11 protein-coding genes are annotated in these 11,624 nt (G+C 71.1%); 8 read left to right on the forward strand and 3 right to left on the reverse strand.

The genetic code is table 11. The features are described from left to right. Nucleotides 1-41 precede the first annotated feature (41 nt). Nucleotides 42-221 carry a fascin domain-containing protein gene (locus Vgi01_RS10060; RefSeq protein ID WP_102660160.1) on the reverse strand — a complete coding sequence of 60 codons (180 nt, stop codon included), beginning with the start codon at nt 219-221 and terminating at the stop codon, nt 42-44. A gap of 201 nt (nt 222-422) precedes the next feature. Between Vgi01_RS10060 and Vgi01_RS10065 the strand changes: the two genes are divergently transcribed. The 3 genes from Vgi01_RS10065 to Vgi01_RS10075 all read left to right on the forward strand — a co-directional run bounded on the left by Vgi01_RS10065 (nt 423) and on the right by Vgi01_RS10075 (nt 3,320). Then, nucleotides 423-1,313 (forward strand): bifunctional helix-turn-helix transcriptional regulator/GNAT family N-acetyltransferase, encoded by an 891-nt coding sequence (locus Vgi01_RS10065; RefSeq protein WP_204290830.1) that lies wholly within the window; start codon nt 423-425, stop codon nt 1,311-1,313. A 2-nt stretch (nt 1,314-1,315) separates the two neighbouring features. Further along, nucleotides 1,316-2,944 carry an isovaleryl-CoA dehydrogenase gene (locus Vgi01_RS10070; RefSeq protein WP_204290831.1) on the forward strand — a complete coding sequence of 543 codons (1,629 nt, stop codon included), beginning with the start codon at nt 1,316-1,318 and terminating at the stop codon, nt 2,942-2,944. 199 nt (nt 2,945-3,143) lie between these two features. Beyond that, nucleotides 3,144-3,320, forward strand: a complete 177-nt coding sequence (locus tag Vgi01_RS10075) for a hypothetical protein (RefSeq protein WP_204290832.1) — start codon at nt 3,144-3,146, stop codon at nt 3,318-3,320. Nucleotides 3,321-3,339: 19 nt separating this feature from the next. Here Vgi01_RS10075 and Vgi01_RS10080 read toward each other — a convergent pair whose 3' ends face one another. Further along, the gene (locus Vgi01_RS10080; protein ID WP_204290833.1) at nt 3,340-3,693 is read right to left on the reverse strand and encodes a hypothetical protein; all 354 of its coding nucleotides are present in this window, start codon (nt 3,691-3,693) and stop codon (nt 3,340-3,342) included. 203 nt (nt 3,694-3,896) lie between these two features. Between Vgi01_RS10080 and Vgi01_RS10085 the strand changes: the two genes are divergently transcribed. The 4 genes from Vgi01_RS10085 (at nt 3,897) to Vgi01_RS10100 (ending at nt 8,374) form a co-directional block, all read left to right on the forward strand. Then, entirely contained in the window at nt 3,897-4,670 is a 774-nt protein-coding gene (locus Vgi01_RS10085) for a DUF5753 domain-containing protein (RefSeq protein WP_102660164.1), read from the forward strand. Then, nucleotides 4,661-4,852, forward strand: coding sequence for a DUF397 domain-containing protein (locus Vgi01_RS10090; RefSeq protein ID WP_102660165.1), 192 nt, complete (start codon nt 4,661-4,663; stop codon nt 4,850-4,852). Before Vgi01_RS10085 ends, Vgi01_RS10090 begins: the two co-directional genes overlap by 10 nt. 366 nt (nt 4,853-5,218) lie before the next feature. Beyond that, nucleotides 5,219-7,330 (forward strand): cellulose binding domain-containing protein, encoded by a 2,112-nt coding sequence (locus Vgi01_RS10095; RefSeq protein ID WP_239088876.1) that lies wholly within the window; start codon nt 5,219-5,221, stop codon nt 7,328-7,330. A 108-nt stretch (nt 7,331-7,438) separates the two neighbouring features. Further along, the gene (locus tag Vgi01_RS10100) at nt 7,439-8,374 is read left to right on the forward strand and encodes an oxidoreductase (RefSeq protein ID WP_204290834.1); all 936 of its coding nucleotides are present in this window, start codon (nt 7,439-7,441) and stop codon (nt 8,372-8,374) included. 104 nt (nt 8,375-8,478) lie between these two features. On the opposite strand, the gene Vgi01_RS10105 is transcribed toward Vgi01_RS10100, so the two are convergent. After that, on the reverse strand, nt 8,479-9,819 hold the full coding sequence (locus Vgi01_RS10105; RefSeq protein WP_204290835.1) for an extracellular catalytic domain type 1 short-chain-length polyhydroxyalkanoate depolymerase: 1,341 nt from the start codon (nt 9,817-9,819) through the stop codon (nt 8,479-8,481). A 394-nt stretch (nt 9,820-10,213) separates the two neighbouring features. On the opposite strand from Vgi01_RS10105, the gene Vgi01_RS10110 reads away from it, so the two are divergent. Then, nucleotides 10,214-11,473 carry an MFS transporter gene (locus Vgi01_RS10110; protein ID WP_233196704.1) on the forward strand — a complete coding sequence of 420 codons (1,260 nt, stop codon included), beginning with the start codon at nt 10,214-10,216 and terminating at the stop codon, nt 11,471-11,473. The last annotated feature ends 151 nt before the right edge of the window (nt 11,474-11,624 follow it).

Consider the following 11,624-nt stretch of genomic DNA (forward strand, 5'->3'; position numbering starts at 1 on the left):
TGGTTGCGGGTGAGGGGTGGTGGTAGCGGCCTGATGGAGCGTCACGAGCTGACCCGGAAGGGGACGTCCTGCCGGTCGTTGGCGCTGGAGGAGGAGCTGAGCGGTTCGATGCGCAGCACGTAGCCGGCGTGCCGCAGGCGGGCAGACGGGTGCTCGGGTGCCTGACCGGCGGCCGGAAACGGCGCAGTGGCGGGCGTCGTCGGCGCGCGGGGGCGTGGCATTGTGTGCTGCCGTGTGCGCGTCGGCCCGGCTCGTCCGTGGCACCGGAACGGGATCTGACCTCATCCGTACCGATTGATGTTATCGCTAACATTAGGGCCTCGGTCACACCTCCGCAACCCTCGTCTCTGCCCGGACGTGCCCCGGAAACGCAGGCGACCGCCCCTACCGTCGGAAGGAATAGCTGACTAAAGTCAGACAACATGGAGCGTGAACTCGTGGACGTGGTGCGGGGCTTCAACCGCACGGTGACCCAGCGCGTCGGAGCGCTGGACGACAAGTTCCTGGCCCGTGATCGGCCGCTGGCCCAGTCGCGGCTGCTCTGGGAGATCGGCCCGGCCGGGGCGGAGGTGGCGGCGCTGCGCAACCGGCTGGACCTCGACGCCGGATACCTCAGCCGGCTGCTGCGCACATTGGAGGCCGCGGGACTGGTCGTGGTGACACCGGCCGAGGGCGACGGACGGGTACGCATGGCCCGGCTCACCGAAGCCGGCCGCGCCGAGTGGGCACACCTCGATCGCCGATCCGACGAACTGGCCTGGTCGATGCTCGCCCCGTTGAGCGTGGGCCAACGTGACCGGCTGACCACCGCGATGAACGAGGTGCAACGGCTGCTGATGGCGTCGATGGTCACCGTCGAGGTCTGCCCGCCCACCGATCCGCGCGCCCGTGCCTGCCTGCGGGCGTACGCGGGGGAACTGGCCGAACGGTTCGAGTCCGGGTTCACTCTCGACACCGACGACGACCAGCAGTTCGTCCCGCCCGCCGGGGTGTTCCTGGTCGCCACCCTCGCCTCCGAGGCGGTCGGCTGCGGGTCGGTCCGCTTCGAGCCCGACGGGCCCGCCGAGATCAAGCGGCTCTGGGTCTCCGGGTCGGTACGCGGGCTCGGCGTCGGCCGACGACTGCTCACCGAGTTGGAACGGCACGCCGCGGCGGCCGGTGCCGACTGCGTACGCCTGGACAGCAACCGTGCCCTCACCGAGGCGATCCGGCTCTACCGCAGCGCCGGCTACGAGGAGATCCCGCGGTACAACACGAGCCCGTACCCTGATCACTGGTTCGCCAAGCAACTGCACCGCGCCCCGGGGGTGTAGCCGTGACCACACACGAGGTGTCCAACCAGGTCCCCCCGCTTGTCGACCACGACACCGCCGACGACCCGGCGCTGCTGGAGGGCCTCGCCCGTGAGGGTGCCGGTTGGGCCGTCGGGGAGGTCCGTGACCTCGGCCGGCTCGCCGGCAGTCAGCCCGCCGTCGAGCACGGTCGGCTGGCCAACGAGCATCCGCCGGTGCTGCGTACCCACGACCGCTACGGTCACCGCATCGACGAGGTGGAGTTCCACCCGTCCTGGCACGAGTTGATGCGTACCGCCGTCGAGCACGGCCTGCACGCCGCGCCCTGGGCCGACGACCGGGTCGGCGCGCACGTCGCCCGCGCCGCGAAGTTCTACACCTGGCGTCCGGACGCCGGGCACGGCTGCCCGATCTCGATGACCTACGCGGCGGTGCCCGCGCTGCGGCACGCGCCGGACCTGGCCGCCGACTACGAACCACTGCTGACCACCCGGGCGTACGACTTCGGGCTGCGCCCGCCGCTGGCCAAGCGGGGACTGCTCGCCGGCATGTCGATGACCGAGAAGCAGGGCGGCTCGGACGTACGCGCCAACACCACCACCGCGCGCCCGCAACCTGACGGCAGCTACCGGCTGGTCGGGCACAAGTGGTTCACCTCCGCGCCGATGTGCGACCTGTTCCTCACCCTCGCGCAGGCGCCCGGCGGCCTCACCTGCTTCCTGGTGCCCCGGGTGCTGCCCGACGGCACCCGCAACCCGATGCGACTGATGCGCCTGAAGGACAAGCTCGGCAACCGTTCCAACGCCTCCGCCGAGGTCGAGTACGAGGACGCGGCGGCCTGGCGGGTCGGTGACGAGGGCCGGGGCGTACGCACCATCATCGACATGGTCAACCTGACCCGGCTGGACTGTGTGATCGGCGCGGCGGCCGGCATGCGCCAGGGTGTGATCACCGCCGTGCACCACGCCACGCACCGGCGTGCCTTCGGTCGCGCCCTGATCGACCAGCCGCTGATGCGTAACGTGCTGGCCGACCTGGCCATCGAGTCCGAGGCCGCCACGATCCTGATGATGCGGCTGGCCGGAGCCACCGACCGGGCCGCCCGGGGAGACGCGACCGAGGCGGCGTTCAAACGGATCGCGCTGGCCATCGGCAAGTACTGGGTCTGCAAGCGGTGGCCCGGCCATGCCGCCGAGGCCCTGGAGTGCCTGGGCGGCAACGGCTACGTCGAGGAGTCCGGCATGCCGAGGCTGTTCCGCGAGTCGCCGCTGAACTCCATCTGGGAAGGTTCGGGCAACGTGGCAGCGCTGGACGTGCTGCGCGCGCTCGCCGGTCAGCCCGAGGTGCTGGCGGCGTTCCGCGCCGAGGTGGACGCCGCCGCCGGTGCCGACCCACGCCTGGACGCAGCCGTACGCCAGGTGCAGGCGGCCCTCGCCGACCCGGCCGACCGGGAGGTACGCGCCCGCCGGCTGGTCGAGCAGTTGGCCCTGGTGTTGCAGGGCGCGTTGCTGGTGCGCCACGGCCACCCGGCGGTCGCCGACGCCTTCTGCGCCTCCCGACTCGCCGCAGACCACGGCCACGCCTACGGCACCCTGCCCCCCGGCGTCGACTTCCCCACCCTCCTCGCCCGCGCCACCCCGAAACTGAGCTGACCCGCTGACCCGCTGACCCGCTGACCCGCTGGCGCGACCAGGCCGCGGCGGGCAGCGGGCATGATCGAATCAGCTTCGGAGCGGACTCTGGGTGCAGTTGTTGTCGCCAGGGCAGCAACAGATGCACCCAGAGCGAGATGGCTGTCCCGACCGGACGCGAACCCAGTCGGTGAACCGTCGGTGCAGGTCCGGCAGGGGCGTGCTGGGGTTCAGTTCGGCCAGTTGGGCGGTGGCCTCCTCGCGGAGCGTCACCAGGAAGACCATCAGCCCCGGGGTGTTGCCCCGGTACTCGGCGAGCAGGCGTACCTTCGCCGCACTGCACGGCCACGCGATCCCGCACGCCCGGCAACGCCACGTCGGGCGGGAGGCGACATGATCCCGGGCGTGCGGCGCGCTCACCAGCCGACCTTGGCCCGGTGCCGTTCGGCGTACGGGACCGGTCGGACCTGCACCGGCCGCATCCCGTCCGGGCGGACGAACAACTGCCGCTTTACCGTCGCGTCGCCGTGGCGGTCGAGCACGTAGCAATCCACCCAGGCCCAACCGTCGTACGGCTGCCGCTCGACCAGCTCGCGGATCACCCGGACCACGATCGGCTGGCTGAACTGCGGTGACGCCGCCCGGGTCAGCAGGTACGCCCCGGGAGCGACACGTGGCGTGCCGTCCGGTCGCGTGCCCGTCGGGTTTGCAGCCCGTCTCGGGACGATCCCGTGGGATGCGGCGGCGTTCGCTGGTCTCTGCGCGGGCATGGGCGGCCCTTCCGTCGGTGCGCGTCGTGGAAGGGGGCCGACCCTCGAAGGTGTACGGACAGGTCGACCCCCGTGCAGCGCCCACGGGGGTTGCCGGTCCAGCCCGTGAACACCGCCTACCGCCACCTTGCCAACGGTGATGGGACGGCAACACCGCGTAGATATATGGTGGGCAGAAATCTCCGATGTCCGATGGGGGTCCGATGAACGACGCACTGCGGACGGCGCTCCAGGAGGCAGGCCACACCACAGATTCGTTGGCGGCGCAGATAGGCGTGGATCCCAAGACGACCGACCGGTGGCTCCGGCAGGGCCGCATCCCGCACCCCGGACATCGCGCCACCGCTGCCGCTGTCCTCGGTCGGAGCGCGTCGGACATTTGGCCGGACACTTCACGACGCCGGATCCGTGACCTGGTGTGGTTTCGCCCGTGGCAGGAGATGGAGCGTGAGGCGACGGAACTGCGGTGGTTCGAGTCGACCGTCCTGCCGGGACTGTTGCAGACCGAGGCATACGCGCGGGCGGTCCTCAGCGCGAGCGGGCGGCGCACCTCCGACGAGGTGGATCAGCTGGTGGCGGCGAGGCTCGCTCGGCAGGTCATTCTCAAATGGGAGAACCCGCCATGGCTCACCGCGGTCGTGGACGAATTCGCCCTGCGCCGCCCGGTGGGCGGTCAGGACGTGATGCGCGACCAGATGCAGGCACTGATCGCCTGGTGCGACCTTCCGCACGTGCGCGTGCATGTCGTGCCGCAGGCGGCCGGGGCCTACGCCGGGCTGGACGGTCCGTTCGTCATCGCCACGAGCAGGGACCATCGCACCGCTGTCTACCTGGACACGCAACTACAGGGGCAAGTGGTTAGCGACCCTGACGACGTGGCGGCCATACTGGCGGCATGGGAGAACGTCCGTGGCGAGGCGTTGTCTCATCGGCAGTCCGTCGAGTTGATGAGGGATGTGGCAGCGTCATGGGCCTGACTGGCGCGCGGTGGCGTAAGAGCAGTCGGAGCAGCGGCAACGGCGGGGCGTGCGTCGAGGTTGCGGACAATCTCTCCGGGGTCGTTCTCGTCCGGGACTCCAAGGACCGTGACGGCGGGATGCTGGCCTTCGGGCCGGCGGCCTGGAAGGCGTTCGTCGCCCAGGTGGCCGAGCGTCCCTGACCGAGCGGCCCTGACCGGCGACCGCCGACCGCCGACCGCCGACCGTCGACCGCCGAGTGGGCCTGACCGCCGAGCGGCCCCGACCCGAATGCGCGAAAGCGCCCGTTCCCCGAGCCGGGACGGGCGCTTTTCTCGTCCGTCTCGCATCGGCCTTCTGTGCGCGGGGCGTTGAGTGATCGCCGTACGCTGTGCAATTCTGATCTGTCGATGTGTTGTCGCGCGAGTGACCGTCGCCCGATGGGCAGCCGGGGGCCCGTCCGGGCCTGCGGCGGGTGACGGCAGGTGAGCTGGTCGTTCTCTCTTCTCCGCCGTCGGTCGTGGGCTGTCGACCGGGCGGATCTCGCTCGTGATCGAAAAAGGACAACCATGAGACTTCCGAACAGGCACGGTGTTCGATCCTCGGCCCGATCGTGGCGACTGCCCCGGCACGCGGGCGCGCTGCTCGTGGCCGGCCTGCTGCTCGCCACGGGTGTGGTGACCGGGGTCGACGCCCCGAGCGCCGACGCGGCGACGGCACCGGTGACGGTGACCGTGAACGCGCGGGCCGGGCTGGCCCGGGTGCCCGACACCGCGCTCGGCGTCAACCACGCCATCTGGGACCAGTATCTGGCCACCCCCGAGACGTCGGACCTGCTGCGCGACGCCGGGGTGCAGATGATGCGCTACCCGGGTGGCTCGTACGCCGACATCTATCACTGGCGCGACCACACCGCGCCCGGCGGCTACGTCGCCCCCGGCACCGACTTCGACACCTTCATGGGTGCGGTGCGGCGGGTCGGCGCCGAGCCGATGATCATCGCCAATTACGGCACCGGCACGCCGCAGGAGGCGGCCGACTGGGTGCGGTACGCAAACGTGACGAAGGGTTACGGCGCGCGGTACTGGACGGTCGGCAACGAGAACTACGGCAACGGTCACTACGGGTCCGGTTGGGAAGCCGACCACCACCCCGACAAGAGCGCCACCTACTACGCGAACCTGGTGGTCGACTACGCCGAGGCGATGAAGGCCGTCGACCCGAGCATCAAGGTCGGCGCGGTGCTCACCATGCCGGCCAACTGGCCGGACGGCCTGACCGCCGGCAACGACCCGGGCCCGTGGAACCAGACCGTGCTGTCCATCGCCGGGCCGTCGATCGACTTCGTGGACGTGCACTGGTACCCGGGTGGCAGCGCCGCCGAGTCGCTGCCCCGGACCAGCCACATCACCGACGCGGTGTACCTGCTGCGTCAGCAGATCAGCCGGTACGCCGGGCCGCAGGCCGACCGCATCGGGATCAGCCTCACCGAGGTCAACGTCACCTCCGAGGGCATGACCAGCCAACCGGCCGCGCTGTTCCTGGCCGACGCCTACAGCGGTCTGCTGGCCAACGGGGTCTTCACCGTGCACTGGTGGAACGTGCACAACGGCATCGGCCGGGTGAGCACGGAGGCGGGGCAGACCGACTACGGCGACTTCGGCCTGCTCTCCAACGGCACCTGCACCCCGGACGGCTCGGTCTGCGAACCTGCGGTGAACACCCCGTTCGCCGCGTACCACGGGCTGTCCATGATGAGCATGTTCGCCCGCAGCGGCGGCCAGTTCATCCGCGCCGAGACCGATCAGCCGCTGGTCAGCGCGCACGCGGTGCGGCGGGCCAACGGTGAGGTGGCGGTCCTGCTGATCAACAAGGACCCGGACAACGCCCACCCGGTCACCATCGACTACGCCGGGTTCGCCCCGGCGGCCGGAGCACCGACCGTGCACACCCACACCAACGGTGCCACCGAGGTCACCACCGCCCGCAGCGGCGAGGCGACCAGCCGTACGCTGCCGCCGTACTCGCTGACCACCCTGGTGGTGCGTCCGGCGGCTGCGGTCACCGGCGCACCCGGCGCGCCCGGCCAACCAGCCGCGACCGGCGTCACCGACCGGGACGTGACGATCACCTGGCCGGCCGCCACCGCCGGGGCCGCCCCGATCGCCAAGTACGAGGTGCACCGGCAGAACGGCGCGGTCAGCGAACAGCTCGGCGAGACGCCCGGGACCAGCCTGACCGTCGGCAACCTCGTGCCGGGCCGCAGGTACACGGTCAACGTGCTGGCCCGCGACACCGCCGGACGGGTCTCCTGGGCGTCGGCGCCGCTGACCTTCACCACCGGCAGCCCGGCGAGCAGCGGCTGCACCGTCCGCTTCGCCAGCACCACGGACTGGGGCAACGGGTACGTGGCAAACGTCGACATCGTCAACAACAGTGAGCACACGGTCGACGGGTGGACCCTGACCTGGACCTGGCCCACCTCCTGGCAGCGGGTCGGCAGCGGGTGGAGCGCCACCTGGGAACAGGTCGGCAGCACCGTGCGGGTGACCGGCAACGACGACAACCGTCGGCTTTCCGCCGGGGCCTCGACCACTGTCGGCTTCGTCGGCGAGTACAGCGGGCCGAACGTCGTACCGACGGCGTTCCGGCTCAACGGCACCCTCTGCACCATCGGCTGACCCCGAGCGGTCCGCCGGCGGGGCCATCCCGCCGGCGGACCGCACCGGTCGCCTTGACGAGCAACCTGGTCGCGCCGGCCAGGCCCCGAGTGGACCGAGGAGCAACAGATGCCCCACTGGACGTACGACGACATTCCCGACCAGCGGGGCCGCACGGTGATCGTCACCGGGGCCAACAGCGGGCTCGGCCTGGAGACGGCGCGAGCACTGGCGGGCAAGGGTGCGCGGGTGGTGCTCGCCTGCCGGGATCGCGGCAGAGGTGAGGCCGCGGCCGAGGCGATCCGCGCCCGGCACCCGCACGGCGAGGTGCACTGCCGTCCGCTCGATCTGGCCGACCTCGACTCGGTGGCCGCGTTCGCCACCGCCTACCGGGCCGAGCACGACCGGCTCGACCTGCTGGTCAACAACGCCGGGGTGCTGTATCCGCGGTTGCGGCGTACCCGGCAGGGCTTCGAGCTGCAGTTCGGCACCAACTACCTCGGCCATTTCGCGCTCACCGGCCGGCTGCTGCCCCTGCTGCTCGCCACCGAGCAGGCCCGGATCGTCAACGTGGCGAGCAACGCGCACCGGACCGGGCGGATCGATCTCGACGACCTGAACTGGCAGCGGCGGCGCTACGCCCGGTTCGCCGCCTACGGGCAGAGCAAGCTGGCGATGCTGCTGTTCACCCTGGAGCTGCATCGGCGGCTGACCGGGGCCGGAACGTCGTTGCGGGTCACCGCCGCCCATCCCGGGTGGACGTACACCGGGCCGAGTCAGGGTCGCCACCGTCTGGTCACGATCGTCAACGGCATCGGCCGGTACCTGGCGATGCCGCTGGCCGAGGGGGCGCTGCCGATCCTGCGCGCCGCCACCGACCCGGACGCCGAGGGCGGCAGCTACTGGGGCCCGGCGCACCGGGCGGAGAACGTCGGCCCGCCGGTGCCCGCGACCCGCAGCGCCCGCGCCCTCGACGTCGGGGTGGCACAGCAGCTGTGGGCGCAGAGCGAACGCCTGACCGGCGTCCCGATCGATCTGCCGCCGGTCGACGCGACGACACTCTGAGCGGTACTCCCGCCCTTGCCAGGTCGAGGAGCGCGTGCCCCGCGCGGACCGGTCGTGCCGGTGCCCCGGCCGATGACGGCCGGGGCACCGATCTGGTCGAGGGGTCAGCTGCAGGCTGCCCCGTTCAGGGTGAAGCGGTCAGGCGGGTTGCTGGTGCCGTTGTGGGTGGCCTGGAAACCGAAGGTGATGCTCTGGTTGGCCCCGATGGTGGCGTTGTAACCGACGTTGCGGGCGGTCACCTGGTTGCCGCTCTGGGTGATCGTGGCGTTCCAGGTGTTCGTCACCTGCTGGCCGTTGGCAAAGGTCCACTGCACCGTCCAGCCGTTGACCGCGACCGGGCTGGTGTTGGTGACGGTGAGGTTGGCGACCAGGCCGTTGTTCCAGGTGTCGGCCGTCCACTGCACCCGGCAGGAGGTGGCACCCGGCGGCGGGGTCGTCGGCGGCGGGGTGGTGGGCGGCGGAGTCGTCGGCGGCGGGGTGGTGGGCGGCGGGGTGCTGCTGGTCAGGCCGAAGAAGTCGATGGCGGCCCGAGCCATGCCGGTCGACGGCAGGCTGTGCCCGGCGCCCTGGATGGCGTACGCCTCCACCCGCACCGTGCCGGTGGAGTCGGCGAACTGACGCCGGTTCCAGCTCGCCTGCGGGGTGTCCGTGCGGGTCGGGTTCTGGCTCAGCCCGGCCACGTTGGTCCACTGCTCCACCGACTCCTGCAGGAGCTGGAAGGGAATCAGGTTGTCGTTGGTGCCGTGCCACAGCTGCACCCGCGGGCGAGCACCGGTGTAGCCGGGGTACGCCTGCCGGACCGCGTCACCCCACTGCTGCGGGGTCCGGTCCATCCGGCCGTTGACGCACTGGCTGTTGGTGGGCGGGAAGTCCGCGGCGTTGGCGAAGCAGTTGAACGGCACGCCCATGAACGCCGCACCGGCCTTGTAGACGTCCGGGTAGAGCGCCATCAGGGCCTGGGTCATCATGCCGCCCGACGAGCTGCCGGTGGCGTACACCCGCTGCGGGTCGCCGCCGTACTGGCGCTGGGCGTAGCTGACCATCGACATGATCGACACGGGGTCGCTGCCACCGTTGCGCACCTTCGAGGCGGCGGACCACACGTCGAAGCAGTTGCCGAAGCCGGCCTGCTGGGTGGCGGTGGGGTAGATGACCACGAAGCCGTACTGGTCGGCGAGGCGGCCGAACTCACTGCCGGAGTAGAACCCGGGGCCGTTGCCGCCGCAGCCGTGCATGGCGACCACGACTGCGGGATTGGCGGGCCGGACGTCCGGCACATAGATGTGCATCCGCATGTTGCCCGGGTTGGTGCCGAAGTTGGTCACCTCGACCAGGGACGCGGCGGAGGCCGGTGACGGGGCGAAGAGCACGCCCGTCACGGCGAGAAGGGACGCGGCAGCCAGGGATCCCAGCGCCGCTACGGTTCGTTTCACGTCCACCTCCATGGACTACGACAGCGCGCCGGACCGGGCCACGGCAGGTAAGCGTGGACCGAGGACGAGGACCGGCGTCGCGATGCGCGAGGTGCTGCCCTACGGAGCTGGTGTCCGTCCACCTCGCCGTGCCAACGGTGCAATTCGTGCCAATCCGCTGCTTCGCGTGTAGCCAAAGTATGGGCGTGCACCATGGGTCGGAGCAAGATGCTTGTGAATATCGATAATTCCGGTCATCCATGATCGCGGTTCTCCACGGTCGGTTTTCCGGCCGGTCGACCGCCGTGGGTCGGCGGCCTCGGGTGGGGTCGAGCAGGGGCGCGAGGTCTGCGATGATCTGGCGGTGACGGGGGTGGATGAGCCAGTAGCGACCGCGCAACCGGCCGGCTCAGAGTCGACGGGCGCGGTGTCGGCCGGTCTCGAGCCGACCGCTGCGGAGTCGACGGGCACGGGCGGTCTGGGTGGCCGGTACTGGCGGTTGTGGTCGGCGTCGGCGGTGTCCAACCTCGCCGACGGGATCGTCAAGATCGCCCTGCCGCTGGCCGCCGTCGGCTACACGACCTCGCCGGTGCTCGTCGCCGGGGTGGCCGCCGCGTTCAGCCTGCCGTGGCTGCTGTTCGCCCTGCCGGCCGGCGCGCTCGTCGACCGGCTCGACCGGCGGCGGGTGATGCTGGTCGCCAACAGCCTCCGGGCGGCCCTGCTCGGCGCGCTGGCCCTGGCCGTGGCCCTCGACGCCGGCTCGATCTGGTTGCTCTACGTGGTGGCCTTCGGCGCGGGCACCGCCGAGACCCTGTACGACACCTCGGCCCAGTCGATCCTGCCGCAACTGGTCCCGCGCGCGATGCTGCCCCGCGCCAACGGACGGCTGTACGCCGTCGAACTGGCCGCCAACCAGTTCGTCGGCCCGCCGTTGGCCGGATTCCTCGTCGCCGGCGGAGTCGCGTACGCGATGCTCGGGCCGGCCGGGCTCTGGGCGGCCGCAGTAGTGGCCCTGCTGCTGGTCGGCGGCCGGTTCCGGGTGGCGCGGCAGGGCACGAGCACACTGCGCGCCGACATCGCCGAAGGCGTACGGTTCCTCTGGCGACACCGACTGCTGCGGACCCTGGCGCTGATGGTCGGGGTCAGCAACCTCACCACCACGGCCACGTTCGCGGTGCTGGTGCTGTACGCGGTCGGGCCGAACTCGGCCATCGGGCTCAGCGAGCCGGGCTACGGCCTTCTGCTGACCGCCTTGGCGGCGGGCATCGTGCTCGGGTCACTCGTCGCCGCGAGGATCGAGCGGCTGCTCGGCCGGGCCCGCGCGCTCGGCGTCGCGATGATCGCGATCGCGGTCGTCGTGGGCGCTCCGGCGGTGAGCACCAACCCGTTCGTCCTCGGCGGAATCTTCTTCGTCGGCGGGATCCTGCTCACCTCCTGGAGCGTCATCACGGTCTCGCTGCGCCAGCAGATCACCCCGGACCGCCTGCTCGGACGGGTCAACAGCGGATACCGGCTGCTGGCCTGGGGGAGCATGCCGCTGGGGGCGTTGGTCGGTGGCGGGCTCGCCGAGGTGTTCGGTCTCCAAGCGGTCTTCGTCATCATGGGCGTGCTGGCCCTGATCCTGCTGGTCGGCATGTTCTGGGTCACCGATGCCGCCATCGACGCCGCCGAACGCGCTGCCGCCTGATCGCCGGAGCGTCAACCGGGCAGACATCGGAGGTATCGGTTGCGGCGGCCGGCTCCGCTCATGGCTGCGAGGCCGCTGCGACCGACCCTTCTCGGCGTACGGGATCGTGGATTCTTTTCGGATGAGTTCCGGTCGGGGGCTTGCCGGTGCT

It is taken from the genome of Micromonospora gifhornensis (assembly GCF_016863515.1).
GTDB classification, from domain to species: Bacteria; Actinomycetota; Actinomycetes; order Mycobacteriales; family Micromonosporaceae; genus Micromonospora; species Micromonospora gifhornensis.